The sequence below is a fragment of the Polynucleobacter necessarius genome (assembly GCF_900095195.1).
GTDB classification, from domain to species: domain Bacteria; phylum Pseudomonadota; class Gammaproteobacteria; order Burkholderiales; family Burkholderiaceae; genus Polynucleobacter; species Polynucleobacter necessarius_G.
The window spans coordinates 768,745-793,295 of record NZ_LT606950.1 but is presented as its reverse complement, the minus strand read 5'-3'; the positions used below and the strand labels follow the sequence as shown (position 1 = coordinate 793,295).

At 47.7% G+C, this 24,551-nt stretch carries 32 protein-coding genes and 4 pseudogenes; 24 read left to right on the top strand and 12 right to left on the bottom strand.

Going from position 1 to position 24,551, the window contains the following annotated elements; genetic code table 11:
• Positions 1 to 63: 63 nt before the first annotated feature.
• From BQ1619_RS04515 to BQ1619_RS04460, 14 genes and pseudogenes are all read left to right on the top strand, one after another.
• Positions 64 to 975, top strand: a complete 912-nt coding sequence (locus tag BQ1619_RS04515; RefSeq protein ID WP_231968498.1) for a type IV pilus assembly protein FimV — start codon at positions 64 to 66, stop codon at positions 973 to 975.
• A 16-nt stretch (positions 976 to 991) separates the two neighbouring features.
• On the top strand, positions 992 to 1,822 hold the full coding sequence (gene truA / locus BQ1619_RS04510; RefSeq protein WP_415066256.1) for a tRNA pseudouridine(38-40) synthase TruA: 831 nt from the start codon (positions 992 to 994) through the stop codon (positions 1,820 to 1,822).
• Positions 1,823 to 1,838: 16 nt separating this feature from the next.
• The gene (locus tag BQ1619_RS04505; protein ID WP_114662483.1) at positions 1,839 to 2,516 is read left to right on the top strand and encodes a phosphoribosylanthranilate isomerase; all 678 of its coding nucleotides are present in this window, start codon (positions 1,839 to 1,841) and stop codon (positions 2,514 to 2,516) included.
• Between the two features lie 30 nt (positions 2,517 to 2,546).
• A complete protein-coding gene (trpB, locus tag BQ1619_RS04500) occupies positions 2,547 to 3,740 on the top strand; it encodes a tryptophan synthase subunit beta (protein WP_114662481.1) in 1,194 nt (397 codons plus the stop codon).
• A 50-nt stretch (positions 3,741 to 3,790) separates the two neighbouring features.
• Positions 3,791 to 4,588, top strand: a complete 798-nt coding sequence (gene trpA, locus BQ1619_RS04495; protein WP_114662480.1) for a tryptophan synthase subunit alpha — start codon at positions 3,791 to 3,793, stop codon at positions 4,586 to 4,588.
• A 6-nt stretch (positions 4,589 to 4,594) separates the two neighbouring features.
• Entirely contained in the window at positions 4,595 to 5,482 is an 888-nt protein-coding gene (accD, locus tag BQ1619_RS04490; protein ID WP_114662479.1) for an acetyl-CoA carboxylase, carboxyltransferase subunit beta, read from the top strand.
• Between the two features lie 4 nt (positions 5,483 to 5,486).
• Positions 5,487 to 6,812 carry a bifunctional tetrahydrofolate synthase/dihydrofolate synthase gene (folC, locus tag BQ1619_RS04485; protein ID WP_114663515.1) on the top strand — a complete coding sequence of 442 codons (1,326 nt, stop codon included), beginning with the start codon at positions 5,487 to 5,489 and terminating at the stop codon, positions 6,810 to 6,812.
• Between the two features lie 3 nt (positions 6,813 to 6,815).
• A complete protein-coding gene (locus BQ1619_RS04480; protein ID WP_114662478.1) occupies positions 6,816 to 7,649 on the top strand; it encodes an SPOR domain-containing protein in 834 nt (277 codons plus the stop codon).
• 31 nt (positions 7,650 to 7,680) lie between these two features.
• Complete coding sequence (locus tag BQ1619_RS09755; RefSeq protein WP_231968497.1) at positions 7,681 to 7,788, top strand: CvpA family protein; 108 nt, start codon at positions 7,681 to 7,683, stop codon at positions 7,786 to 7,788.
• 83 nt (positions 7,789 to 7,871) lie between these two features.
• Positions 7,872 to 8,192 carry a CvpA family protein gene (locus BQ1619_RS09750; protein ID WP_231968496.1) on the top strand — a complete coding sequence of 107 codons (321 nt, stop codon included), beginning with the start codon at positions 7,872 to 7,874 and terminating at the stop codon, positions 8,190 to 8,192.
• Between the two features lie 4 nt (positions 8,193 to 8,196).
• The gene (gene purF / locus BQ1619_RS04470) at positions 8,197 to 9,735 is read left to right on the top strand and encodes an amidophosphoribosyltransferase (RefSeq protein WP_114662477.1); all 1,539 of its coding nucleotides are present in this window, start codon (positions 8,197 to 8,199) and stop codon (positions 9,733 to 9,735) included.
• A gap of 60 nt (positions 9,736 to 9,795) precedes the next feature.
• Positions 9,796 to 10,957 (top strand): annotated as a pseudogene (locus BQ1619_RS10620) (O-succinylhomoserine sulfhydrylase).
• Positions 10,926 to 10,997: a hypothetical protein gene (locus tag BQ1619_RS10780; RefSeq protein ID WP_331851910.1), complete on the top strand. Its 72-nt coding sequence runs from the start codon at positions 10,926 to 10,928 to the stop codon at positions 10,995 to 10,997. The pseudogene BQ1619_RS10620 and the gene BQ1619_RS10780 overlap by 32 nt, the downstream one beginning before the upstream one ends.
• Positions 10,998 to 11,183: 186 nt before the next feature.
• Complete coding sequence (locus BQ1619_RS04460; RefSeq protein ID WP_231968495.1) at positions 11,184 to 11,651, top strand: methyltransferase domain-containing protein; 468 nt, start codon at positions 11,184 to 11,186, stop codon at positions 11,649 to 11,651.
• Positions 11,652 to 11,734: 83 nt separating this feature from the next.
• On the opposite strand, the gene BQ1619_RS08655 is transcribed toward BQ1619_RS04460, so the two are convergent.
• From BQ1619_RS08655 to BQ1619_RS09740, 4 genes are read right to left on the bottom strand one after another with little or no spacing between them, the layout of a single operon-like run.
• Positions 11,735 to 12,013 carry a hypothetical protein gene (locus BQ1619_RS08655; RefSeq protein WP_162784595.1) on the bottom strand — a complete coding sequence of 93 codons (279 nt, stop codon included), beginning with the start codon at positions 12,011 to 12,013 and terminating at the stop codon, positions 11,735 to 11,737.
• Positions 12,010 to 12,309, bottom strand: coding sequence for an ATP-binding cassette domain-containing protein (locus BQ1619_RS08650; RefSeq protein WP_162784594.1), 300 nt, complete (start codon positions 12,307 to 12,309; stop codon positions 12,010 to 12,012). The genes BQ1619_RS08655 and BQ1619_RS08650 overlap by 4 nt, the downstream gene beginning before the upstream one ends.
• On the bottom strand, positions 12,309 to 12,590 hold the full coding sequence (locus tag BQ1619_RS09745; RefSeq protein ID WP_231968494.1) for an ABC transporter permease: 282 nt from the start codon (positions 12,588 to 12,590) through the stop codon (positions 12,309 to 12,311). Before BQ1619_RS09745 ends, BQ1619_RS08650 begins: the two co-directional genes overlap by 1 nt.
• A gap of 12 nt (positions 12,591 to 12,602) precedes the next feature.
• The gene (locus BQ1619_RS09740; RefSeq protein ID WP_231968493.1) at positions 12,603 to 12,965 is read right to left on the bottom strand and encodes an ABC transporter permease; all 363 of its coding nucleotides are present in this window, start codon (positions 12,963 to 12,965) and stop codon (positions 12,603 to 12,605) included.
• Positions 12,966 to 13,132: 167 nt separating this feature from the next.
• Here BQ1619_RS09740 and soxY point away from each other — a divergent pair, with 167 nt between their 5' ends.
• From soxY to mnmH, 9 genes are all read left to right on the top strand, one after another.
• The gene (gene soxY, locus BQ1619_RS04445; protein ID WP_114662476.1) at positions 13,133 to 13,585 is read left to right on the top strand and encodes a thiosulfate oxidation carrier protein SoxY; all 453 of its coding nucleotides are present in this window, start codon (positions 13,133 to 13,135) and stop codon (positions 13,583 to 13,585) included.
• 30 nt (positions 13,586 to 13,615) lie between these two features.
• A complete protein-coding gene (gene soxZ, locus BQ1619_RS04440; protein WP_114662475.1) occupies positions 13,616 to 13,924 on the top strand; it encodes a thiosulfate oxidation carrier complex protein SoxZ in 309 nt (102 codons plus the stop codon).
• 8 nt (positions 13,925 to 13,932) lie between these two features.
• Entirely contained in the window at positions 13,933 to 15,048 is a 1,116-nt protein-coding gene (locus BQ1619_RS04435; protein WP_231968492.1) for a YeeE/YedE family protein, read from the top strand.
• 74 nt (positions 15,049 to 15,122) lie between these two features.
• Positions 15,123 to 15,509, top strand: a complete 387-nt coding sequence (locus tag BQ1619_RS04430; protein WP_114662474.1) for a YeeE/YedE family protein — start codon at positions 15,123 to 15,125, stop codon at positions 15,507 to 15,509.
• Between the two features lies 1 nt (position 15,510).
• A complete protein-coding gene (locus BQ1619_RS04425) occupies positions 15,511 to 15,945 on the top strand; it encodes a DUF6691 family protein (RefSeq protein ID WP_114662473.1) in 435 nt (144 codons plus the stop codon).
• A gap of 40 nt (positions 15,946 to 15,985) precedes the next feature.
• The gene (locus BQ1619_RS04420; RefSeq protein WP_114662471.1) at positions 15,986 to 16,330 is read left to right on the top strand and encodes a protein tyrosine phosphatase family protein; all 345 of its coding nucleotides are present in this window, start codon (positions 15,986 to 15,988) and stop codon (positions 16,328 to 16,330) included.
• Positions 16,331 to 16,338: 8 nt separating this feature from the next.
• The gene (locus BQ1619_RS04415; RefSeq protein ID WP_114662469.1) at positions 16,339 to 16,638 is read left to right on the top strand and encodes an acyl-CoA thioesterase; all 300 of its coding nucleotides are present in this window, start codon (positions 16,339 to 16,341) and stop codon (positions 16,636 to 16,638) included.
• On the top strand, positions 16,616 to 16,738 hold the full coding sequence (locus tag BQ1619_RS09735; RefSeq protein WP_231968491.1) for a thioesterase family protein: 123 nt from the start codon (positions 16,616 to 16,618) through the stop codon (positions 16,736 to 16,738). Before BQ1619_RS04415 ends, BQ1619_RS09735 begins: the two co-directional genes overlap by 23 nt.
• A 9-nt stretch (positions 16,739 to 16,747) precedes the next feature.
• Positions 16,748 to 17,824, top strand: coding sequence for a tRNA 2-selenouridine(34) synthase MnmH (gene mnmH / locus BQ1619_RS04410; RefSeq protein ID WP_114662464.1), 1,077 nt, complete (start codon positions 16,748 to 16,750; stop codon positions 17,822 to 17,824).
• On the opposite strand, the pseudogene BQ1619_RS04405 reads toward mnmH, so the two are convergent.
• From BQ1619_RS04405 to BQ1619_RS04385, 8 genes and pseudogenes are all read right to left on the bottom strand, one after another.
• Positions 17,817 to 18,686 (bottom strand): annotated as a pseudogene (locus tag BQ1619_RS04405) (acyl-CoA dehydrogenase family protein); the annotation flags it as partial. The gene mnmH and the pseudogene BQ1619_RS04405 sit on opposite strands and share 8 nt — an antisense overlap.
• On the bottom strand, positions 18,661 to 19,092 hold the full coding sequence (locus tag BQ1619_RS10445) for a bifunctional (p)ppGpp synthetase/guanosine-3',5'-bis(diphosphate) 3'-pyrophosphohydrolase (RefSeq protein WP_197711865.1): 432 nt from the start codon (positions 19,090 to 19,092) through the stop codon (positions 18,661 to 18,663). The pseudogene BQ1619_RS04405 and the gene BQ1619_RS10445, both read right to left, overlap by 26 nt.
• Before the next feature lie 12 nt (positions 19,093 to 19,104).
• Positions 19,105 to 19,260 carry an HD domain-containing protein gene (locus BQ1619_RS10440; RefSeq protein ID WP_331851909.1) on the bottom strand — a complete coding sequence of 52 codons (156 nt, stop codon included), beginning with the start codon at positions 19,258 to 19,260 and terminating at the stop codon, positions 19,105 to 19,107.
• 189 nt (positions 19,261 to 19,449) lie between these two features.
• Positions 19,450 to 19,755 carry an alpha/beta fold hydrolase gene (locus BQ1619_RS09725; RefSeq protein ID WP_231968490.1) on the bottom strand — a complete coding sequence of 102 codons (306 nt, stop codon included), beginning with the start codon at positions 19,753 to 19,755 and terminating at the stop codon, positions 19,450 to 19,452.
• Positions 19,756 to 19,817: 62 nt separating this feature from the next.
• Positions 19,818 to 20,210 carry an alpha/beta fold hydrolase gene (locus tag BQ1619_RS09720; protein WP_231968489.1) on the bottom strand — a complete coding sequence of 131 codons (393 nt, stop codon included), beginning with the start codon at positions 20,208 to 20,210 and terminating at the stop codon, positions 19,818 to 19,820.
• The gene (locus tag BQ1619_RS09715; RefSeq protein ID WP_231968488.1) at positions 20,189 to 21,241 is read right to left on the bottom strand and encodes a cation diffusion facilitator family transporter; all 1,053 of its coding nucleotides are present in this window, start codon (positions 21,239 to 21,241) and stop codon (positions 20,189 to 20,191) included. The genes BQ1619_RS09720 and BQ1619_RS09715 overlap by 22 nt, the downstream gene beginning before the upstream one ends.
• Positions 21,242 to 21,327: 86 nt before the next feature.
• Positions 21,328 to 21,977 (bottom strand): annotated as a pseudogene (locus BQ1619_RS04390) (CoA transferase subunit B).
• 27 nt (positions 21,978 to 22,004) lie between these two features.
• Positions 22,005 to 22,718: pseudogene (locus BQ1619_RS04385) on the bottom strand (CoA transferase subunit A).
• A 159-nt stretch (positions 22,719 to 22,877) separates the two neighbouring features.
• Between BQ1619_RS04385 and BQ1619_RS04380 the strand changes: the two are divergent.
• Positions 22,878 to 24,548 (top strand): electron transfer flavoprotein-ubiquinone oxidoreductase, encoded by a 1,671-nt coding sequence (locus tag BQ1619_RS04380; RefSeq protein WP_114662462.1) that lies wholly within the window; start codon positions 22,878 to 22,880, stop codon positions 24,546 to 24,548.
• Positions 24,549 to 24,551: the final 3 nt, after the last annotated feature.

Genomic DNA, 24,551 nt, shown 5'->3' with positions numbered 1-24,551 from the left:
TGGTCTAGTGGCAGTATTACCAAAACTTTCACGTTATTAATTGGGGGAGCGCAAAAAGTTGTTGTGAAGCCCGGTCAAACACTCTCTGAGATTGCAATGCTGATGGCGCCGCAATTGGAGGGCGCCACATTGGATCCAAGCCATCATGGGCTCTACAAAGCCAATCCTGATGCGTTTGCTAGTGGCAGTATCAATCGCCTTGCTGCTGGCGTAGAACTCAATAAACCGAGTCAAGCACTTTTGCGTTCCATTAGTCCGGCTGAAGCTTACCAGTTTGTTGCGCAAGCAAATGAGCGGTGGCAGGCAGAACAGTCCAAGGATGGCAAAGGCGACGCTAGCGGAGGAGGCAAATCCGCGTCTTCAGCAGCGTCAGCAGCGAAAGATCGCTTGAAGATTGGCTCTAGTGCTGATGGCAATGAGCAAGAGCGTCGTTATACCGAAAATTTAGTGGCGCAAGAAAAAGAGTTAGAGCAAGCTAAGGCACGAGTAGCTGAGCTAGAAAAGAACATCGCTGATTTACAACGCCTCTTGGAAAAATCTAAGGAGAAAAAAGCAGTTGATAACAACTTTGGATTTGGAGGCTTCGGACCAGTTATATTGGCAATTGGGTTGATTGCCTTGACGGGTTTGCTGCTTTGGGGTCTAGCACGTCATGCTAGACGTTCAGAAGGGCCAGCATTTGACGGAGCAATTCAGTTACAGAATGGCGAACAGACTGCTGCTCCCAGTTCAGGTGCCGCATTTGAAATGCCGGAGCGTGCAAAAGCATTGTTTGCGGGCATTGATTTAGATTTAACGAAACCGGCAAAGCAAGCACCAGTTGGCGCGCATCCAGTAGCGCCTGCGCCTGTGGATACCTCTGGAGCTAGCAATCCTTTAGCGGATACTCTGCGTGTCAAACTGAATTTAGCCCGAGCGTACATCACCATTGAAGCGCAGGGTTTATTGTCAGAGTTTTCTCATCGCCAGGCGTAAGCCAGAATAAATGACGATGCGCATTGCACTCGGCCTTCAATACGATGGAAGTCCATATGCGGGCTGGCAACTACAACCTAATCAGTTGACCGTCCAAGGCGAAGTAGAAAAAGCCATTAGCGCATTCATTGGCGCACAAGCGTGTAAAGCAAACCCTGTGCATACCATCACCGCTGGCCGAACCGATGCTGGAGTTCATGCGCTAGGGCAGGTGATTCATTTTGATACGCCAGTTGAGCGCGATGATTTTTCTTGGGTCAGGGGTGTGAATTCGTATTTACCAGGATCGATTGTGGTGAACTGGGCTAAGGTAGTTCCAGATGAATTTAGTGCGCGTTTCTCCGCGTTCGAGCGCACGTATATTTATGCGTTGCATGCAGGCCAATGCCGTTCACCGATGATGAATGAGAGAGCGGGTTATGTGATGTTGCCACCGAATATTTGGTTTGATATTGATGCAATGAATGCGGCGGCTCAATATCTCATTGGTGAGCATGACTTTAGTTCCTTTCGCTCTTCAGAGTGTCAAAATAAAACTCCAGTCAAAACAATGTACGCGATAGACATCATTTCGGATGAGCCCTGGTTGTATTTTCGGATTCGGGGCAACGCGTTTTTGCACCACATGGTTCGTAATCTGGTTGGCAGTTTTTTACAGATTGGTCGTGGTCGGCAAAAGCCGGAATGGATGGGGGGGTTACTGGCTTCTAGAAATCGTCAACTGGCTGCGCCGACATTTATGCCGGATGGCCTGTATCTGAGCAAAATCACCTATCCAGAAGAATTTGCCATCCCCAGCCCTTGGTTGGAAAACTCGTGGTTTCCAGCCACGGTGATCGCAAGATAAGCCTTATTATTCTTTTATGGGCTTACTAACATTCTCTCCAGGCCAAACACGAGTCAAAATCTGCGGTTTAAAGACCTCGGCAGATGTGGATGCTGCTGTTTTAGCAGGGATGGATGCCGTTGGATTTGTCTTTTACTCGCCCAGCGTTAGGGCAGTTAGCCCCAATATCGCGGCCCAGCTGATTTCAAGGCTTCCAGCCGGGGCAGACGCCGTTGGATTGGTCGTGAATGCAACGGATGAGGAGTTTGCCACCATTCGAGCTGCCGCGTCTATTACGCTGTGGCAGTTTCACGGGGATGAGACCCCCCAACGATGCGTTCAATTGGCTCGTGGTGAGCCCTGGATGAAGGCAGCCCGCATCGGGGCTGGATTCGCTTTTGATGAATTTTCCCTACAATATGGGGGAGCAAACGCTTTTCTGCTGGACGCCCTAGTTGATGGGTATGGCGGAGGAGGCGTTCCTTTTGATTGGCAAGGAATTCCACAGACATGGGTAAGCGAAAACGCGCCTCGGGTCGTTTTGAGTGGTGGATTGAACACGCACAACGTGGGCGAGGCGATTGCTCGTCTGCATCCTTGCGCAGTTGACGTCAGTAGTGGCGTAGAAAGCAGCAGGGGTGTGAAAGATCCTGCACTCATGGCGGAGTTTGTTAACGCAGTGCGTGCAGCGGATGCAAATGCATCATCCCAATAATTTGCTGTAAATAAATCAAAAGAGGTAGCTATGTATGACAAGCCAGATGCACGAGGACATTTCGGTCCTTACGGCGGCGTGTTTGTTTCCGAGACGTTGATGTATGCATTAGATGAGCTGAAAGGGGCTTATGCAAAATATCAACACGATCCTGAATTCATTGAAGAGTTTCATTACGAGCTCAAGCATTTCGTCGGTAGACCATCACCGGTGTATCACGCTAAGCGTTGGAGTGAGATGTTGGGTGGTGCACAGATCTACCTCAAGCGTGAAGATTTAAACCATACGGGTGCCCATAAGATCAATAACGTTATCGGGCAAGCAATGCTGGCAAAACGTATGGGTAAGCCTCGCATCATTGCTGAGACAGGGGCTGGGCAGCATGGCGTTGCTACTGCAACGATCTGTGCTCGCTTTGGTTTGGATTGCACTGTTTACCAAGGTTCTGTTGACGTTGCCCGCCAGGCGCAGAACGTTTTCCGTATGAAGCTTCTGGGTGCCAAGGTTGTTCCAGTAGAGTCTGGCACGAAAACTTTAAAAGATGCGCTTAATGAAGCGATGCGCGACTGGGTCACCAATGTGGAAAATACTTTCTACATTATTGGTACTGTAGCGGGCCCACATCCCTACCCAATGATGGTACGTGATTTTCAAAGCGTGATTGGTGAAGAGTGTAAGGTGCAAATGCCAGAGATGACAGGTAAGCAGCCAGACTTTGTGCTTGCTTGTGTTGGCGGTGGTTCAAATGCCATGGGCATTTTTTATCCCTACATTGATTTGCCTCAAGTAAAACTGGTTGGTGTAGAAGCTGCAGGTCACGGTTTAGGTGGCGTTTTGCATTCAGCAGCACTGTGCGTTGGAAAGCCTGGGGTTTTGCATGGCAATCGCACCTACTTGTTGCAGGATGAAAACGGACAGATTTCGGAAACGCACTCGGTTTCTGCGGGCATGGATTACCCAGGGGTTGGTCCTGAGCATGCCTGGTTAAAAGATTCGGGTCGTGCTGATTACGTTGCGATTACCGATGAGGAGGCTTTGCAGGTATTCCATGAATGTTGCCGTATTGAAGGTATCATCCCTGCACTTGAGTCCTCCCATGCCATTGCATACGCTTGCAAGCTAGCCAAGACTCTGCCAAAAGATAAAACAATTTTGGTGAACCTTTCTGGACGTGGCGATAAAGATATGCACACTGTGGCGCAAGCAACAGGATCCGAAGGCTAAAAACCCGAGAAGATAAAAGAATATAAAAAAAGAAAAAATACGAGATTTACATGTCAAAAATTACTGCGCTCTTTCAAGAATTAAAAGCTAGTGGCAAAAAAGGATTAATTCCGTTTATCACTGCTGGTGATCCTGACCCCTCAATGACAGTTGAACTCATGCATGCGCTTGTGCGTGGTGGATCAAGTGTTATTGAGTTGGGCGTACCATTTTCCGATCCCATGGCAGATGGACCAGTCATTCAGCGCTCTTCTGAGCGTGCATTAACGCACGGCGTGACTTTGCACTCTTGCCTAGAGATGGTGAAAGAGTTTCGTAAAAAGGATTCCACAACACCAGTGGTGTTGATGGGGTACGCTAATCCCGTCGAGCAAATGGGTGCTGAACGTTTCGCAACTGAAGCTAAAGCGGCTGGTGTTGATGGTGTGCTGGTAGTGGACTATCCGCCAGAAGAATGCGTTGATTTTGCAGCGCGTATGCGTGTTGCCGGCATCGACCCCATCTTCTTGTTGGCGCCGACTTTGTCCCACGGGCGGATTAAAGAGGCGGCCAAGATCGCTTCTGGCTACATTTACTACGTATCGATGCGCGGGGTGACTGGGGCATCGCACCTCAATACCCAGGACGTGGCTAGCATCATCCCAAAAATTCGTGAGGAAACGGATATTCCGATTGCTGTGGGCTTCGGGATTAGCGATGCTGCGAGCGCAAAAGCGGTTTCAAACAGTGCTGATGCGGTCGTTATTGGTAGCCGAATTATTCGCCTTTTAGAGGATGCGCCCCCAGGGCAGGCAGTACAATCACTAGAAACCTTCATTCGTGAGATTCGTGACGCATTGGATAGCTAAAAACTAATGAGCTGGATTGATAAATTACTCCCTCCCCAAATTCAACATACGGATCCTGCGAATCGTAAATCGGTTCCTGAAGGATTATGGGTTAAATGCCCTGGTTGTGAAACTGTTCTCTACAGCACTGATATCGAAGCAAACCTTTCGGTCTGCCCAAAATGCAGTCACCACATGCGTATCGGCGCGCGCCAACGTTTAGAAAGTTTGTTAGATCCCAAAGGCCGTTACGAAATCGGCGCAGAGATTTATCCGACAGATCCGCTGAAATTTAAAGACTCAAAAAAGTACCCTGATCGTATTAAGGAAGCCAATGATGCTTCCGGTGAGACTGAAGCTCTCATCGTTATGGGTGGAAAAATTGAAAATATTCCAGTAGTTGCCGCGTGTTTTGAATTTCAATACATGGGTGGATCAATGGGTTCTGTAGTAGGTGAGCGCTTCGCACGAGCAGCGCAAGAGGCAATCAATAAGAAGTGTGCATTCATTTGTGTCACGGCCACTGGTGGTGCACGCATGCAAGAGAGTTTGCTGTCCTTATTTCAGATGGCCAAGACCAACTCGATGCTGACCCTCTTGTCTAAAAAAGGCTTGCCATACATCAGCGTATTGACGGACCCAACCATGGGCGGTATTTCTGCCAGTTTTGCATTCATGGGCGATGTCGTTATGGCTGAACCCAAAGCCTTAATCGGTTTTGCTGGTCCACGCGTGATCGAGCAAACAGTTCGTGAGAAATTGCCTGAAGGTTTTCAGCGTTCTGAATTCTTATTGCAAAAGGGTGGCATTGACATGATTGTCGATCGTCGCCAAATGCGCGGCGAGATTGCTCGTCTATTGGCGTTGTTGCAAAAATTACCTGAACCTGCCGTTGCAGGTAGCGCAGCCGTTTAAGCGCTTGAGTACTGCACACCAACCCCCAAATTTATTTACCAGTTTAGAGGCTTGGCTTAGCCACCTCGAAACTGCGCATCCCGTCGGAATCGATATGGGGTTAGAGCGCATCAATCGCGTCAAGGCTGCCCTAGATCTTCATTTTGAATGTCCTGTGATAACGGTTGCGGGAACAAATGGTAAAGGTTCTACTTGCGCCTATCTCGAGAGTATCTTGCGCGCTTCAGGTTACCGAGTGGGTTGCCACACCTCACCGCATTTGTTGTCGTTTAATGAACGCGCTCGCATTAACAGCGAGGATGTTAGCGATGCCTTGCTGTTAGAGCACTTTGCTGCCGTGGAAAAGGCGCGTGTGAGTTTGGTTGATGCACCAACATTGACGTACTTTGAGTTCACCACCCTAGCGATCCTGCATTTGTTTTCGAAGGCGAGTCTCGATGCAGTCATCCTTGAGGTCGGTATGGGTGGCCGTTTAGATGCCGTGAATATCGTTGATGCGGATTGCGCTATTGTCACCAGCATCGATATCGACCATGCTGAGTTCCTAGGCGGAACCCGCGAAGCGATTGCCTTGGAAAAAGCAGGCATCTTCCGCCCTGGTCATATTGCTGTCTGTGGTGACCCTGTACCACCGCAAACGCTGATTGATTACGCAGCCAAGTTAGGCTGTGATCTGTGGTTGCAAGGGCGTGACTATAACTTTCAGGGGGATAAGCAACAGTGGGGATGGGCAGGCAGGGGCAAGCGTTTCAGCGGTCTTGGATACCCTGCGCTGCGTGGTGCTAATCAGATCCTTAATGCCTCTGCGGTCATTGCCGCATTAATGGTAATGCATCAGCGTTTACCAGTCAGCGCACAGGATATTCGGAATGGTTTTGCCCTGGTGGAATTGCCTGGGCGCTTTCAGGTATTGCCAGGTCAGCCTACGATCGTTCTAGATGTTGCCCATAATCCCCATGCGACAGCAACCCTAGGCCAAAGTCTAGACAAAATGGGTTATCACCCTTATACCTATGCCATTTTTGGAGCGATGGCTGATAAGGACTTAGAGGGGGTTATTCAGCCGCTGTTGGATATTGTGGATTTTTGGTTTTGCACCGATTTGCCGACCCCAAGAGCGGCTTCGGCCCAGTTCTTGGCGCAGAAGCTTGAGGGCATGGGGGTCAAGCCCAAAAATGGGTCTGATGGAGGCATCGAAATCTTCGAAAATATCGCTTTAGCGTATCAAAAAGCCCTTTCTGCGGCTGGTGAGGGTGATAGAATTGTGATCTTCGGATCCTTCTATACAGTTGCAGGCGTAATGGCTTATCGAAACAACCAGGCGCATTGATCTATGATTCGTTTACCGAGCTTTTTTAAGCGAAAAAACCCGGCTGATGGCCTTGAATTGGGTTCAGTAGGGCGTCGCTCCACCAAACGGGCTGCTCCGCGCGCCTTCCAGCGTGCTGCCGAAGCAGAAGAACTCGCGCTTACCGAAGATCCAGAACAGCAACGTGCTCGCCACCGTCTCATTGGTGGCGCGGTACTGGTTTTGATTGCAGTTGTGGCGCTACCCCGAATTTTGGATAGCAGGCCTAAAACCGCACCAAATGACATTGCGGTCAATATTGTGACCAGTTTGCCTATCCCTGGAACAGAGGCTAAGCCTGACACCAAGGTCGATACAAAGTCTGACGAAAAGGTTAAAGCGGAAGCGGACACTCCAAAACTGAGTGCTCCAGCCCCCACGCCAGCACCAACCCAAACTGCTGACGCTAAGGTTGACTCAAAACCAGAAACAAAATCTGCATCTAGCACGCCAACCCCAAGCAAAGCTCCTGCGTTAGGGCTGGCTGCGGGAGAAGAGGTGGTCGCTGCAACGAATGCAAAACCCAAAGCGGATGATGCTAGCAAAGCCGCTACTAATGGCGCTAGTTCAAACGGGTCTGGAAAGTTCGTCATTCAGATTGGCGCATTTGCATCCGAGAGCAATGTCAATGGATTGGTAGCGAGACTGAAGAATCAGAAAATACCCAGCTACGTATTGAATAAAGTAGGGGCCGACGGTAATAAGATCTTTTTAGTGCGCGCAGGCCCCTATACGGATAAAGATGCTGCAGAAGCTGCCGAGAAAAAAATTAAGGCAATGGGTCTAACGCCACGACTCGTCGAGACAGGTAAGCAGTAATGGAATATTATCCACCTTAAAGTTAACATCGGTGGATTACTTCACCCTAGTAGTGCTGTTGATATCTGCGCTGGTCGGAATCTCTCGCGGCTTATTCAAAGAAGTGCTTGCACTCGCTGCTTGGTTTGTTGCTGCATAGGTGGCATATTACTACAGCAACTACCTTTCTACTGAAAGGTTATCGACATTTCATTTGGATGAGTTACTCAGTCTCGGATTAAGTTGGCTCATATTGTTTGTCCTAACACTTGTCCTCTGCGGATTATTTGGTGGTGTGGTGCAAAAGATTATTTTGTCAGCAGGCTTAACGGTTTATTGCGTGGTGGACTCATTGTGGTAGGGTTGGCAACCCTTGCCGCCTTAACGCCAATTCCGCAAAGTATGGCTTGGAAAAATGCAATTACCAGACCGGCTGTTGATATCGCCACTGGATTAATTAAAGGTTGGTTGCCAGCCGATTGGGCAAAGCAGTTAAGTGATGCAATGCTAAAAGTGTCACCGGTTATTCCAACCATTACTCCTAAATTAACAATAGGAATCTAGAGATATGTGCGGCGTCGTCGGAACCGTTTCCCATTCACCAGTAAATCAACTGCTCTATGATGCGTTGCTATTGCTGCAACATCGTGGCCAAGACGCTGCGGGTATCGCCACCATGAATGGCAACTCATTCACGATGCATAAAGCCAACGGTCTAGTGCGCGATGTTTTCAGAACGCGCAACATGCGTAGCTTGATTGGTAATGCAGGAATTGGGCAAGTACGTTACCCAACGGCAGGTTCTGCCAGCAGTGAAGAAGAGGCGCAACCTTTTTATGTAAGCGCCCCGTACGGAATTATTCTGGCCCACAACGGCAACCTCACCAATGCCGCGAGTTTGCGGGTGGAGATGGCTTATCGAGATCGCCGTCACATTAACACCAGCTCCGATACAGAAGTGCTGCTCAACGTATTGGCAGATGAGCTTCAAAAAGAAACCAATAGCGCAGCATTGGATGAGGGCGCCATGTTTAACGCGGTGACCGGTGTGGCGAGTCGCGTAAAGGGTTCCTATGCGGTGGTCTCTTTAATTGCTGGATATGGTTTATTGGCTTTCCGTGATCCATTTGGTATTCGTCCGCTGTGTATAGGTCGTATCGACACACCTCAGGGGCCCGAATGGATGGTGACCTCTGAGTCTGTTGCGCTAGAAGGTCTTGGATTTACTTTTGTACGTGACGTTAATCCAGGTGAAGCGATTTACATCGATATCGACGGAAATTTCTACGCGCGTCAATGTGTTCAGAATGCTGTGCTCAGCCCCTGTATTTTTGAATACGTATACATGGCAAGACCAGACTCCACGATTGATGGGGTAACGGTTTATAACGTGCGCATGCGCATGGGCGACTACTTAGCAGAAAAGATTCGTAAAGAGACCAACGTTGATGAGATTGATGTCGTGATGCCGATTCCAGACTCGAGTCGTCCTGCTGCTATGCAGGTGGCAAAGAACTTGGGGGTGGACTATCGCGAGGGCTTCTTCAAGAATCGCTACATCGGTCGCACTTTCATCATGCCTGGTCAAGCCGCACGCAAGAAATCCGTACGTCAAAAACTCAATGCGATGCGAGTAGAGTTTAAAGACAAGACCATCTTGATTGTGGATGACTCGATTGTTCGCAGCACAACGTCCTTTGAAATCGTCCAGATGGCGCGTGAGTCAGGTGCCAAGAAAGTCATTTTTGCATCTGCTGCACCCCCAGTGCGTTATCCAAACGTCTATGGTATCGACATGCCAACTCGCAGTGAGTTAGTTGCCTATGGTCGTACAGACGATGAAATTAACAAGATGATTGGTGCCGATCAGTTGATCTACCAAAGCGTTGAAGACATGAAGCAGGCAGTTAGGGATATCAATCCAAACATTCAGAACTTTGAAGCCTCCTGTTTTGATGGTCATTACATCACGGGCGATATCAATGACTCCTATCTCGATGCGCTTGAGGCACAACGCAACTCCTCTGCTGCAAAGGCGGATCGTCAGCTGGATTCGAGCGACTTTGCCCGTTCACAACTGCATTTGCACTTAGCTACCGAAGATTAAAAATCGACAAGAATTTGTCTTTGAGGAGGCAAATCCGCAATTCGGTGTCAAAATGGGGGCATGAAGAGTAAAATCACCTGCAGAAAACCTGATTTTTCCAAGTTAGCACTTGAATCCATCGCGGTTCGTGCTGGCACTCGTCGTACTCATGAATATCAAGAGCATTCCGAAGCGATGTTTTTGACTTCGAGCTTCTGCTTTGATAGCGCTGAAATGGTTGCCGATGGTTTTGCGCATGCTGACCAAGGTTTTATCTATTCACGCTTTACCAACCCCGCAGTAAGCATGTTCCAAGATCGTTTGGCTGCTCTCGAAGGTGGGGAAGCATGTATTGCAACTGCCTCTGGAATGTCCGCTATTTTGACAATGGCGATGGCGCATTTGCAAGCTGGCGATCATGTGGTTTGTTCTCGCTCCGTATTTGGTGCAACGATTCAGCTGTTTACGAACATCCTTGGTCGTTTTGGAATCACTACAACTTATGTCGATTTGGCGGACATCAAATCTTGGCAAGCTGCTGTGCAGCCAAACACTAAACTCTTCTATCTAGAGACGCCATCTAATCCGCTAACTGAGATCGCTGATATCAAAGCAATCTCTACAGTTGCAAAGAAGGCGGGAGCATTATTTGCGGTTGACAATTGTTTTTGTACCCCTGCCTTGCAAAAGGCATTGGCTCTGGGTGCTGACGTTGTCTTCGGCTACGAAGTATCTGGATGGTCAAGGTAGAGTCGTTGGTGGCGCCATTGTGGGTAGCAATGACTTTGTCATGGGCAAGGTATTTCCCTATGTGCGTACCGCAGGACCCACACTTTCGGCATTCAATGCCTGGGTATTCTTAAAAGGCCTTGAAACTCTTGAGCTGCGGATGAAGCAACGAGTCAGAATGCGCTCGCACTTGCCCAGTGGCTCGAAAAGCAGCCTGGCGTTGAGCGCGTCTATCATCCAGGGCTTAAGTCCCATCCACAGCATGCATTGGCCATGCGTCAATAAAAAAGAGGGTGGGGCGATTGTTTCCTTTGTGCTCAAAGGCGGGAAAAAGTCAGCCTTTAAATTGATTAATCAAACCAAGCTATGTTCGATTACAGCGAACTTGGGCGATGCTCGCACAACGATTACCCACCCAGCGACAACAACGCATTGTCGTGTGAGCGCTGCAGATTGTAAGGACTGGTATCTCCGATGGATTAGTGCGAATTGCTGTAGGTCTAGAGAATATTAACGACCTCAAAAATGATTTAGTCGGTGGACTCAAAAAATAAACAAGTACATCTCGATCGAGCAATGAGTTTTGCGGATGCTACGCAGTTCTGGAATGAGCGCTTTGATAAAGAAGAGTTCATTTTTGGAAAGGAACTAAACGAATACCTAGTGCAAACTGCTAGCCAGTATTTAAAGGCTAATGACAAGGTGCTTTGTATTGCCGACGGGGAGGGGCGTAATGGTGTTTGGCTTGCAATGCAAGGTATGCAAGTGGTTGTGGTTTTGATGCCTACGATGTTGCGCTGGCTAAGGCCAAGAAATTTGCAGAACACAATCAGGTTCAGGTCGCGTATTCATTCTCGGATACGGACAGTTTTGATTGGCAGTCCACTGAATACGATGCTGTAGTAGGCGTCTTTATACGGTTTGCAGACCCCGTAATGCGCGCACGTATTTTTCGTCAAACTTTTGAAGCGCTAAAGTCGGGAGGTATTTTTACCTTGCAGGGCTACACCCCAAAGCAGTTGGAATATAAGACAGGTGGCCCATCACTGATTGAGCATCTCTACACCGAAGAGCTCATCCGTGAATTAGCAAAAGATTTCATTATTCATGAGCTGACATCCTACGAAAAGGAGCCATCGGAGGGACCAAGGCATACAGGAATGTCAGCAATACCTGGGTTGGTAGTCCAAAAGCCTTCATCCTCTTAATTGCATAAACCGCTAATTCGTAAAGCGTCTTGGATCGTTGATGGGGCGCAGCGGCAAGATGTGGATCTTGTTGCCATCGATTTCTAAAAATGTACTGATGCCTGGTGCAAGTCCCAAGCGCTTAGCCTCTGCCACTGAGGCCCCCAAATAATGTTGTGTTTGCCATCAACCGTGCACAGCTGAATTACCGCGATTTGACCTAAAGCGCTAATTTGTTCAACGGAGCATGCAATCGTAGTGACCGTTGGACTGGCCAGAAGACTGAGGCCACCAGCTGGAACAACCCAAGCAACCGGAGTATTGGGTGGAATCTTTCCTTTATCGACTACATGAAAGAGGTGCTGGCTGCCGTTCCAAGTCAATTGTCCAGCGCGGTCAGATGTGGAAAAAGTGCGTACTGCTGAAACAGGAATTCACATGAACGTTGAGCGGGGCTGAGAGAGGTAATCGTATCTTGGTGCTCATTTGCCTCAAACCAAATTTCATGATTGCATTCAATTTTTCCGATGTTGGGGTTATTTAATCCAGCAATAGTACGTAAGGTGGTGGTCTTACCACTGCCAGATGGGCCTATAAGTGCATGCAACTCTCCAGGCTCGCATTCAATATTGAGTTGTAGTGGGTTAGGGCTTGTTTGGGAGAGCTTGATTCTCAACATTAGCGACCTTGATATCGAGATGAAGACGCTTGACGACCAAATACGCCATAAGAGATTGCAATTGCTACCAGCGAGGTTGCCAATAAGATGAGTGAGAGCGTGCCAGCGGCTGCTATATCAAAACTTTGCACCTTGTCGTAGATTGCAATCGATACCGTTTTGGTTTCGCCTGGTGTTGCACCGCCCACCATGAGAATTACTCCGAACTCGCCAAGGGTGTGGGCAAAAGTTAGCACTGCTGCACTAGTGATGCCACGCCACGCAAGTGGTAACTCAATCAATCGAAAGATTTGCTATTTTGATAAACCGCTGACCTCGGCTGCCTCGATAATTTCAGGGTGAATTGCTTTAAATGCACGTTGGATCGGTTGTATAGCAAATGGTAAGTTCACAATCAGGGATGCTATTAAGATCCCAGGAAAGGAAAAAATTAGTGGTGTGCCAAAAAAAGCTTTACCACTTAGGCCCACTAAAAGGTAGCACCCTAAAACGGTTGGGGGAAGAACTAAGGGGGGTGCTAGCCCGGCCTCAATCCAGGATTTGCTATGCCCAAGGCGTTGAAGCGAATGGGCGATCCAGATGCCAAACGGAATGATCAATGCCAAGATCCACAAAGCAAGCTTGAGGGAGAGAAGAATGGCTTCTTGATCAATCATTTGGAGTTATCGTTTTTCATGCAAAGAGACTCATTTTCCCTGATATTTGCGTTATCTGTAAATAAACTAAGCTTTAGGGAGTCGGGACGATAAAATCAACGCATCTTAAGACAATGAAAGGGTTGTTCCCATACATTAATTGGTTAATGGGACATGTTTGCAGGTTTATGGATTTAAACAGAAGAGAGCTAATTCGATTTACGGCATTAATGGGTTTGATGGCCTCAGCTGGTCTGATATCTTTTGCACAGGCGGAAGAGTGGAATAAGGCAGCCTTTGATGCCAAGAATATTGAGGATGTATACAGGGCTCTGAGGGCTGGCTTGCCTGAAAAATCCTCGGCTATCAATTTAACCGCCCCAGATCTATCTGAGAATGGTGCGCTGGTTCCGGTAACTGTAACTACAGATTTAAAGGCCCAACACATTGCCATACTGGTTGAAAAGAACCCTAGCGCTTTAGCTGGACAATTCTTTTTAACGCCACTTAGTGAGCCATTTGTAACGACTCGGATCAAAATGGCGCAAACATCTAATGTGTACGCATTGGTAAGAGTAGATTCAAAATGGTTGGTAACGTCCAAGGAAGTAAAAGTGACTTTAAGTGGCTGTGGATCATGATCTTGTCACGGAAATGGAAATGAGAATCGCATGAGTGAAATTACTCGAGTACGAGCCTCCGAAGAGAAGGGTATCGTCAACGTCAAAATTCTGATGAAGCATGAGATGGAGTCTGGGCAGCGTAAGGACTCCTCAGGTAAAAATATTCCCGCTTGGTTTATTAAAACCGTTAACGTTAAAGCCCAGGGTAAAGATGTATTAAATGCGGATTTTGGGTCTGCAATCTCAAAAGATCCATACATTAACTTCAAGTACCGAGGCAGCAATGGTGATAAGTTGATGGTGACCTGGGTTGATACCAAGGGTGATAAGCGCTCTGATGAGGCTGTAGTCTCATAGCGGAAATAATGATGACCGAATCAATCTCGACATCCTCTATCCCCTGGCTGAGTTTCTTCGGCGCATTCTTTCTCGGTTTTTTAATGCGTCAAACAAACTTTTGTACCATGGGCGCAATTGCGGATACCTTCTTGATGTCTGATCTCACCCGTCTAAGGCAGTGGTCTTTAGCTATTGGTGTTGCCATCTTAGGGGTTGTCTTGTTGAGTTCGCTCGAGGTGATTGATAGTACAAGGTCCATTTATTCGGGTTCGCGCTTGATGTACTTATCAACTTTAACGGGCAGTCTTTGTTTTGGCTTCGGAATGGTTCTGACTTCAGGCTGTGGGGGCAAGACGCTCATCCGCATTGGAGGAGGTAGTCTTAAATCCGTTATCGTATTTATTGTGTTGGGGCTATTTGCCTACTTTACGATACGAGGATTCTTAGCGGTGCTCAGGGTCAATGTACTGGATTCATTTTTTATTGAATTGGCAGGCCCTCAAGATATTCCCTCTATCGTTGCGCAACAATGGGGTATCGATAGAACGCTAGCGCATTTATATCTTGGCCTAATTCTTGGATTCGCTTTCATAGCATTTGCTTTGCTCCAAAATTCCTTTTGGACGGCTAATAACCTAGTGGCTGGTCTTGGCGTTGGAATCTTCGTTACCATTTTTTGGTGGATATCAGGCTCGCTTGCGCATTTACTAGAAGATCCAAATACGCTAGAAGATGTTTTCTTAATCACGAATTCTGGAAAAATGGAGAGCCTATCTTTTGTTGCTCCATTTGCCTATTCCCTAGATTGGCTGATGTTCTTTAGCGACACCTCAAAAGTACTCACGATTGGCATCGTTGCTGTTCTAGGGGTGATTGTTGGATCTTTTATGCATGCGGTCTACACCAAATCCTTTCGCTGGGAATCCTTTGTTAGCCCACGCGATACCGCTCAGCACATGATTGGCGCTGCGTTGATGGGCTTTGGTGGTGTCCTGGCCTTGGGTTGCACAATTGGCCAGGGTATAAGTGGAATTTCTACTTTAGCGCTCAATGCATTTTTAGCTTTACCAGGATTTGTGGTAGGTGCATACATTGCTCTACGATATTTGGAGTGTTCTGTTAATCAGTCTCCTTGTGCTTGATCCTTATTTAGAAGAGAAATATTCATGCAGATCGATTAGATTTCATTTACACCCATTCATCCCTTCTGGGTGGCATGATTCTTGGCGTAGCTGCTGCACTTTACGTGCTGTTGCATGGCCTTATTTTAGGTATCAGTGGAATTGTTTCTGGATTGCTCCGCCACAAGGCTGATGATCGTGCCTGGAGAATTGCCCTAATCGGTGGACTTTTGAGTGCTCCAATACTCGCAGCACTCTTCTTTGGTGTCCGCCCGGTTATCGACGTGCAGGTGGATGAATTTGCCATTATGGTTGCTGGACTATTAGTAGGGTTTTGTGCTCAGTATGGCTCGGGTTGTACTGGTGGTCATGGAATTTGCGGACTATCGCGTCTTTCGCCTCGATCTTTGGTGGCGACATTAGCCTTTATGAGTACCGGTTTTCTGACGGTGTATGTTTTTCGTCACTTGATTGGGGGCTGATGTGAGACGGCACTTTGGTTTATTTAGTCAGTATTTGATTGGTGTACTGTTTGGTTGGGGTCTGATCATTTCAGGTATGACCAATCCGCAGAAAATTTTAGGATTTTTAGATTTGGCTGGCGCATGGGATCCATCCCTTATGTTTGTTATGCTCGGGGCTATTATTGTTGGGCTTGGCGGTTTTTATGTGGTCAGCAAGAGAACCGAGGCTTTTTTTGGTGGTGCATTACATATTCCAAATCGGAGAGATATTACCAAGCCTTTAGTTATTGGAAGTCTGATCTTTGGCGCAGGCTGGGGTATCGCTGGATTTTGCCCTGGCCCCGCTATTGTTGCTCTAGGTGCTGGACACCCTAAGGCGCTTATTTTCTTAGTAGCGATGTTAGCGGGGATGGAAATTTGCGACCGCTTCTTCAGTGCCCACAAAAAGTCCTGATTTAGAATGAAGCTATACCAATTTAATTTTCGAGGTTGAAATGCCCCCTCCAATTACACGCCATACGGATTCGTTTGCCACTCTTGGACAAATTGCTCCTGATCACGTCGCCGAAATTGCCCAGCTTGGCTACAAAAGCGTGATCAATAACCGTCCTGATGGAGAGGGTGGCCCAGATCAGCCTAGTAACGCATCAATCCAAGCAGAGGCGGAAAAATTAGGGCTTCATTATGTGTATTTGCCTGTAGTTCCAGGCGCATTTACGCCACAGCAAGTTCAAGAGATGGCTCGTTTGCTAAAAGAGTTACCAGGCCCAATCTTGGCCTTTTGTCGTTCTGGTGCTCGGTCTACCAATTTATACAATTTTGCTTTGCAAATTGGTTAAATTTTTTAATGCGCATCGATATTCCTGCTGAACGCAAACTCGTTCATGAAATGGTCGCTCCCATTCGTTGGGGGGATATGGATGCGTATGAGCGTTTGAACAACACAGTGTACTTTCGGTTTATGGAGCAAGCCCGTGTTGATTGGATTACATCATTGGGTTACCAAGTGGCTCTTGGTCAAAACACCATGGTGATGATGAATGGCTTCTGTAATTTCTATAAGCAAGTGAGCTATCCAGGTGACCTGATATTGAAGACCTCGATTGGCGTTTGGTCGTACGAGCATGGCCCTCACTACTGCTCCTAATGAGGAAATGGCCTTAGGCGGTGCGACGATGGTGTGGGCCGACCTTGCTACCAGAAAATCAGCACCATGGCCTGAAGATATTTTGCAAAAGATTCGCTAACGCTGCGTCATGCAACCTAGCAATCCCCATATTCTCAAGCGAGATCAATTTTCATCCGCGTTAGATCACTTTGATCTCGTGATTGATGTGCGTTCTCCCGCAGAATTTGCCTTGGATCATATTCCGGGTGCCGTCAATTTTCCGGTCCTCAATAACGACGAGCGTGCTCAAGTCGGAACCTTATACAAACAAGTCTCACTATTTGCTGCAAAGAAACTGGGCGCAGCTTTGGTATCTCGTAATATTGCAAATCACCTCGAAAACCATCTTCTGGAGATGCCGCGTGAATGGCGTCCTTTAATTTATTGCTGGCGCGGTGGAGAACGTAGCGGAGCACTCACGCACATTCTCAATCGCATTGGCTGGAAAGCGATGCAATTGGAAGGTGGTTACCAAGGCTTTCGACGTACCGTTATCGACGACCTTGAAGATGCGGCTAAAAAGTTTAACTTTCAAGTGATTTGCGGCATGACGGGTAGCGGAAAGACGCGGGTTTTACAAGAGGCAAAAAATTATGGCGCCCAAATACTGGACCTAGAAGCGTTAGCCATTCATCGGGGATCGGTATTGGGTAACGAGCCGAACATCGAGCAGCCAACTCAAAAGGGTTTTGAGACAGCCCTATGGAATGCCTTGCGAAAACTCGATCCGACTAAGCCAGTACTAGTGGAATCAGAGAGTAAGAAGGTTGGTGGTGTTCATATTCCCGACGCATTAATGGAAAAGATCCGCAATGGAGCGTGTATTGAATTGCGTTCGAGTGCCAGTGCGCGAGTGTCCTGGTTGCTTCATGAGTATCACCATTTTTTGAGTGATACAGCTCAATTTAAAAATAAGTTGGCATTACTCACAGCCCATTATGGAAAGGTGCAAATTGCCAAGTGGTATGAAACGATCGATGCAGGACAGTTCCCCGAGTTGGTGGAGGAGTTGTTGATAAAGCACTACGACCCATCATATCAATCGTCGATTGTGCGAAATTTTCCCCAGTACCGCATTGATCATTTCGTGCAATTGGAAAACGACAGTGACGAGGCCTTTGCAAATGCAGCGAAGACCATCGTCAATCAGCTAAAGCTTAACTAAAAGCTTGAATACCTGTTTGTGCGCGACCCAAGATGAGCGCATGAATATCATGTGTGCCCTCATAGGTGTTGACGACCTCGAGATTCATCATATGACGTACCACGCCATACTCATCTGAAATACCGTTGCCGCCATGCATATCGCGTGCCATGCGAGCAATATCAAGGGATTTGCCACAGGAGTTGCGTTTCATGATGGAGGTGATTTCAGGAGCGGCAATCTCTTCATCTTTCATGCGGCCTAAACGCAAGCAGCCTTGTAAGGCGAGCGCGATTTCCGTTTGCATGTCCGCTAATTTCTTTTGAATCAGTTGATTAGCCGCCAAGGGTTTGCCAAATTGTTTGCGATCCAGCGTGTATTGACGGGCAGCATGCCAACACCATTCAGCTGCACCTAAATTCCCCCAAGAGATTCCATGGCGAGCGGAATTTAAGCGGGTAAAAGGACCTTTTAAACCAATAATTTCCGGGAATTCATTTTCTGCTGGCACAAATACATCGTCCATCACGATTTCGCCAGTAATGGAAACGCGCAGACCCATCTTGCCGCCAATCTTCGGAGCGCTTAAACCCTTCATGCCTTTTTCCAAAATATACCCTCGGATGACGCCTTCATCATTCTTGGCCAAAACGACAAATACATCCGCAATCGGTGCGTTGGATATCCACATCTTTGAGCCCGTTAATGAAAATCCACCTGGAACTTTCTTGGCGCGGGTAATCATGCCGCCAGCATCGGAGCCGTAGTTTGGTTCAGTTAAACCAAAGCAACCAATCCACTCCCCAGTAGCGAGACTTGGAAGATATTTTTGCTTTTGCGCTTCGCTGCCAAATTCATTAATCGGCACCATGACTAAAGCGGTGTATCGAGACACTTTTGCCGCGTGTCACAAATCCCGCAATAGCATCCGGTGGCACTGGTCTGCAGCAGCGGGCTAGTTGCATCAACAATGAATCAACGCCAACCACCAAGACATCACCCCCTTGCCCTGATTTACAACTACTATGTCGCAGAACAATTTCGGGTGAAGTAGCTTTTACTTCTGAGACATCCGGTTTAGTCTCAACGTGTTTGGCAATCTGCCAAGCCTCTTCATCATCGAGCATATTGGCAATATCACGATAGACAACGGGTGACAGTACGCGGAAAGCCAAATCCTCCATCTCCCACTTCATCTGCCAAATACCCAACCGGTTTGCCAATGAAGCATCGATATTCAGAATCTCCTGCGCCCATGCTGATGGCATCTCTATCTTTTCTTGAGTCACCCAGCGCAACGTTTATAAACGCGATGCTAAATAAATGAGAACCACACGCAAATCATCACCAAATGCTAAAAGCATCTTGCGCAACATCTCCTCTTGACCGGAGATACTTAAGCCGCTATCTTCGCGGACTAATTTGGCTTGCGCCTGTCGTAAACCTCGGTAACCAATGAACAGCTTAGTAGCCTCATCGCCAATTAGCTTTACTAAAGCCTCCTATCTAGATTTAAGGTCTCGAGTATTTGGGCAGCGCCCAGAGCATGGGACTGAGAAGGCTCACCATACCAAGCATCTTGGAAGACAGATGGTTTTTCTGGATTGGTAGGTACATTTGCCATAGGCAAAGATTAAACCAAATGGTTAACTAAAAAATTCCTTCGCTAAAGCAATTTGCTCTGCTTTGATAAAAGCTGGCGCATGACCCACGTGATGAATCTCAATACTGCGGGCATAAGGATTCACTTTGCACATCTCGGCAACAGTTGCGGCGGATAAGAGATCCGAATCTCCGCCACGGACTATTAACATGGGGATATGGATTTGCTTAAACGCATGCCACATCGCCATCTCACCTGCCTTGGCCATGATGGGATTGACTGAGGCAAATGGCACCGAGATGTTTGGGTCATAGTGCATGATCCACATGCCATCACGTTGCACCAACATCGGTCCGTTATATATCTCCCATTCTGCTAGCGTGTGCTCACCAAATGTCGCACAAATTTGATTTAAACGATTAAGTGCATCGGTGCGATTGGCGAAAGAAATGGTTGACCAACATACGAGCCCAAACGCTTGATCGCGTCAGGCTCAATCCGAGGACCAACATCATTAATGAGCATACGGCGAATTGGTGAGTTAGGCATTGCTGCATAGACCATGCCGATCAATCCACCCATGGAAGTACCAAACCAATCCACCTGATCGACACCGAGATGTTTAACGAGGTCGGTCATATCCGCTACGTATTGCGGAACAGCGTATTGCATGGGATTACTTAAACGATCCGAATCTCCACAACCAACTACATCACGGCAAACAACGTAATAGTCATTGCACATGGCTAGCGCCAATGTCTTGAAATCACTTCCACGTCTTGTTAGACCATGTACGCAGACCAATACTTTAGGGTTCTTGGGATTACCCCAAGCGTGGTATGCATACGGTGTCCCGCCTCACCGCTTGAACATTGAACATAAAAGGTATCGTCGTCATGGAAAACGGCTGAATCTGGTATTTCATCATCGGCAATCTCACCAACCTCCTCTGGCTGCAAGGTTACATGATCAATTCCATGTTTGTCCAAAAGCATGTCATTGATTCGCGCCATGATGGCAGGCCACTCCATGATGTCCGCAATTTCAATATGGCCAATCAACGCCGGAAAGCTCGGCGTCATCTCCCACACATGCAGATCATGAACCGCTAAGACGCCAGGAACATTTCTTAAATCCTTGCCAACTTGCAAATAGTCAATGTGCAGCGGGACACCCTCCATCAGGAAGTGATAAGACTCATGCAGGATAGAAACGGTGGATTTCAGGATCAACAGGGAAACCAAGATGGAGAGAATCGCGTCAATCGGCATCCAGCCCGTTACCTGAATCACAACACCCGCAACTAGTGCGGCAACGGATCCGAGTAAATCGCCTATCTCATGCACCAAAGCAGCCCGCGTGCTCACACCCTTCTTGTCGCGTGAGAGCACCCAAGCAACAATAACATTCATCAGCAAGCCAATACCGGCAACAACAGTAACGGTTAAGCCATCAACTTTGTGAGGGTCATAAAAACGACTGATAGCCTCCACCACAGTCCAGACTACCAAACCCAACATCACAATACTGTTGACAAATGCCGCCAAGGCTTCTGCCCTACCAAATCCAAATGAATGTTTTGCTGATGGCGGACGACGGGAAATAATTTGCGCTAATAATGCCAATCCTAATGCTGCAGCATCCGTGACCATATGACCCGCATCAGAAATCAATGCCAAAGAATTGGCAAAATAAGCAGCGGCGCCCTCAACTCCAGAAAAGCCGAGAGTCAATACCATTGCAATCAATAAAAGGTTTTGATTGGCAACTTGTTTGCTATGAGAGTGTCGCGCATCCCCTTTCTTGTGGGCATGCAAAGATGGATCCGAGCCCACAGGAGACTGAGACTTAAATGGCTTGAAATGGAAATGATGGGGGCCCGACATCGTGAACCCATTATTCCATTAAATGGTGACGCGGGTTAGAAACCCGCAGTGTCTACAGGGGCGTCTGTTTTGGCGATTACTTCTTCCTTGGTAACACCAGGAGCCAGCTCGATGAGTTTGAGACCCTTGGGCGTAATGTCCAGAACACACAAATCCGTAATGATCTTGCTAATGACCTTGACGCCAGTTAGGGGCAAGGTGCACTTAGGAAGAATCTTCAACTCTTCCGCGCCATCTTTCTTCTTAGCAACGTGCTCCATCAATACGACGACGTGCTTGACACCCGCAACCAAATCCATGGCGCCGCCCATACCCTTAACCATCTTGCCTGGAATCATCCAGTTCGCCAAGTCACCGTGCTCGCTTACTTGCATCGCACCCAAAATCGCGATGTTGATTTTTCCACCACGAATCATGCCGAAAGAATCTGCCGATGAAAAAATCGAAGAGCCAGGTAAGGTGGTCACTGTTTGCTTACCAGCATTGATCAAATCAGCATCGATCGTAGCTTCCGTTGGAAACGGCCAATACCAAGCAAACCGTTTTCAGACTGCAACCAGACTTCCATATCTTTGGGCACATGATTCGCCACCAAGGTTGGCATACCAATATCCAAATTGACGTAATAACCGTCTTTTAATTCTTTAGCAGCACGTGCTGCCATCTCATCTCTATTCCAAGGCATTTCGTTCTTCCTAATTCTTTTCAATCATTAAGCTGCTGAGAGAGTACGCTGTTCAATGCGCTTCTCTGGAGTCTTGTTAATCACCAAACGGTGTACATAAATTCCTGGCGTGTGGATTTCATCAGGATGCAATTGACCATTCTCAACAATCTCCTCGACTTCAGCCACGGTGATCTTGCCAGCCATGGCGACGAATTGGTTGAAGTTGCGCGCCGTATAGCAATACACCAAGTTCCCGGACTTATCAGCTTTCCATGCCTTTACTAGAGAAATATCAGAAACGATAGAGCGCTCCAGGATATATTTCTCACCATCAAATTCTTTTTCCTCTTTACCTTCAGCAACCAGCGTACCTACACCTGTTTTTGTATAAAAGGCTGGAATGCCGCCACCACAGGCTCACTTAACACTTCTCCGCCAAAGCACCTTGGGGCGTAAATTCCAACTCCAATTCGCCAGCGAGGTATTGACGCTCAAACTCTTTGTTTTCACCTACGTATGGGGCCACCATTTTTTTAACTTGGCGGGAATTCAACAACAAACCTAAGCCAAAACCATCCACACCAGCATTGTTTGCAATCGCAGTGAGATTTTGTACGCCAAGCTCCTTTACCGCTGCAATGAGAGCCTCTGGGCTCGCCCCTGAATACCGCACAGACCAAAACCGCCAACTGCCAGTTTTTGTCCATCTTTTAAGATATCCCGCAGGGCATCTACTGCCGATGGGTAGGTTTTATTCATAACTTTTGTCCTAAATATTGCCAAAAAGGGTAAAAAAGCAATCATAATGCTTCGGACCCTTTGGGCCAGGTAGTCCGAGCACCAAATGGGTTTTTGGCGGCTGGAACTAAACTATCTAGGCAGAAATACCCCATTTTTTAGAAATTTCGGAGAAACGGCATGAACCAAGCGCAGTTAGTAGAACAATTTGGGCCTAGGGAATCGATAGATTACGACCTGGTCATTGTTGGAGGCGGCCCTGCTGGCCTATCGGCTGCGATCAAAGCAAAGCAGCTTGCCCATGAATCTGGCAAGGAAATTAGCGTTTGCGTGTTAGAAAAAGGTTCGGAGATTGGCGCGCATATTTTGTCTGGCGCTGTGATGGACCCAATGGCGCTAACCGAATTATTTCCCAACTGGAAAGAATTGGGGGCCCCTCTGCATACTGAAGTCACTCAAGATCAATTTTTATTTTTGACTTCAGACAATTCGTATCAAGTGCCAAATTGGATGTTGCCACACTGCTTTAAAAATGAGGGGAACTATATTGCTAGCTTAGCAAACGTGACGCGTTGGCTCGGTGAGCAAGCGGAAGCACTCGGGGTTGAAATTTTTCCAGGCTTCTCAGCTGCAGATGTTTTATACGATGCCAATGGCGCTGTTTGTGGAGTAATCACTGGATCAATGGATTTAGACAAAGAAGGTAACCCTACCGATCAATTTCAGCTCGGCCTGGAATTGCGCGGCAAATACACCCTCTTTGCCGAAGGCGCGCGCGGGCACCTTGGCAAACAATTAATCGCAAAATTTGACCTAGACAAAGATTCAGATCCTCAAAGCTACGGCATTGGCATTAAAGAACTTTGGGAGGTAGAACCCTCCAAGAGCAAACCTGGCTTAGTGGTGCATACCGCTGGCTGGCCCCTAGAAAGCGATACCTATGGAGGCTCTTTCTTGTATCACCTCGGTGATAACAAGGTTGCCGTGGGATTGGTCGTTGGTCTTTCGTACAAGAACCCCTACCTTTCTCCTTTTGAAGAATTTCAGCGTTATAAATTGCACCCAAAAATTCGGGAGACCTTTGAGGGCGGTAAGCGCATCGCCTACGGCGCTCGTGCATTAACAGCAGGTGGATTAAATAGTCTCCCTAAAACCGTATTCCCAGGCGGTGCGTTGACAGGGTGTGATGCCGGCTATTTGAATGCGTCTCGCATCAAGGGTAGTCATGCGGCGATTAAGACGGGAATGCTGGCGGCAGAAGCCGCTGTTGCAGCCATTAACGACAACCGCTCTGCAGATGTTCTAGCGGGTTACCCAGCCGCCTTTCAACATAGTTGGTTGCATACTGAACTCAATCAGGCACGCAACTTCAAAGCATGGATGTCCAAAGGGCTGTATTTGGGCACCCTCATGGTTGGCTTGGAGCAAAAAGTCATGGGTGGCAATGTACCTTGGACGGTGCATCTAAAACATGCTGATCATGAGTGTTTAGAACCAGCTGCGCATCATCAGCTAATCGACTATCCCAAACCCGATGGCAAGATTAGTTTCGACCGCCTCTCCTCGGTCTTTATCTCCAACACGAACCATGCTGAGAATCAACCGATTCACCTGACCTTGAAGGATGCGGCCATTCCAGTTAGCCTCAACCTAAAAACATATGCAGGCCCAGAACAGCGATACTGTCCTGCCGGTGTATATGAATATATCGAAGCGGATGGTCAACCGCGCTTGCAAATTAATTCGCAGAATTGCGTACATTGTAAAACGTGTGACATCAAAGACCCCAGTCAAAACATCGTCTGGGTCACTCCCGAAGGTGGTGGTGGGCCTAACTATGGAGCAATGTAAAGC

Excerpts from the sequence above, each read along its gene's own strand:
- BQ1619_RS04430 (WP_114662474.1), top strand. The coding sequence starts at position 15,123 with ATGATTCTTGGCGTAGCTGCTGCACTTTACGTGCTGTTGCATGGCCTT.
- BQ1619_RS09740 (WP_231968493.1), bottom strand. The coding sequence starts at position 12,965 with ATGATTGATCAAGAAGCCATTCTTCTCTCCCTCAAGCTTGCTTTGTGG.
- trpB (WP_114662481.1), top strand. The coding sequence starts at position 2,547 with ATGTATGACAAGCCAGATGCACGAGGACATTTCGGTCCTTACGGCGGC.
- BQ1619_RS09725 (WP_231968490.1), bottom strand. The coding sequence starts at position 19,755 with ATGTTGGTGCAACGTGATGGCATGTGGATCATGCACTATGACCCAAAC.
- BQ1619_RS04435 (WP_231968492.1), top strand. The coding sequence starts at position 13,933 with ATGATGACCGAATCAATCTCGACATCCTCTATCCCCTGGCTGAGTTTC.
- purF (WP_114662477.1), top strand. The coding sequence starts at position 8,197 with ATGTGCGGCGTCGTCGGAACCGTTTCCCATTCACCAGTAAATCAACTG.
- truA (WP_415066256.1), top strand. The coding sequence starts at position 992 with ATGCGCATTGCACTCGGCCTTCAATACGATGGAAGTCCATATGCGGGC.
- soxZ (WP_114662475.1), top strand. The coding sequence starts at position 13,616 with ATGAGTGAAATTACTCGAGTACGAGCCTCCGAAGAGAAGGGTATCGTC.
- BQ1619_RS04380 (WP_114662462.1), top strand. The coding sequence starts at position 22,878 with ATGAACCAAGCGCAGTTAGTAGAACAATTTGGGCCTAGGGAATCGATA.
- BQ1619_RS09735 (WP_231968491.1), top strand. The coding sequence starts at position 16,616 with ATGGCCCTCACTACTGCTCCTAATGAGGAAATGGCCTTAGGCGGTGCG.
- trpA (WP_114662480.1), top strand. The coding sequence starts at position 3,791 with ATGTCAAAAATTACTGCGCTCTTTCAAGAATTAAAAGCTAGTGGCAAA.
- BQ1619_RS08650 (WP_162784594.1), bottom strand. The coding sequence starts at position 12,309 with ATGTTGAGAATCAAGCTCTCCCAAACAAGCCCTAACCCACTACAACTC.
- accD (WP_114662479.1), top strand. The coding sequence starts at position 4,595 with ATGAGCTGGATTGATAAATTACTCCCTCCCCAAATTCAACATACGGAT.
- BQ1619_RS04420 (WP_114662471.1), top strand. The coding sequence starts at position 15,986 with ATGCCCCCTCCAATTACACGCCATACGGATTCGTTTGCCACTCTTGGA.
- soxY (WP_114662476.1), top strand. The coding sequence starts at position 13,133 with ATGGATTTAAACAGAAGAGAGCTAATTCGATTTACGGCATTAATGGGT.
- BQ1619_RS04480 (WP_114662478.1), top strand. The coding sequence starts at position 6,816 with ATGATTCGTTTACCGAGCTTTTTTAAGCGAAAAAACCCGGCTGATGGC.
- BQ1619_RS04505 (WP_114662483.1), top strand. The coding sequence starts at position 1,839 with ATGGGCTTACTAACATTCTCTCCAGGCCAAACACGAGTCAAAATCTGC.
- BQ1619_RS04415 (WP_114662469.1), top strand. The coding sequence starts at position 16,339 with ATGCGCATCGATATTCCTGCTGAACGCAAACTCGTTCATGAAATGGTC.
- mnmH (WP_114662464.1), top strand. The coding sequence starts at position 16,748 with ATGCAACCTAGCAATCCCCATATTCTCAAGCGAGATCAATTTTCATCC.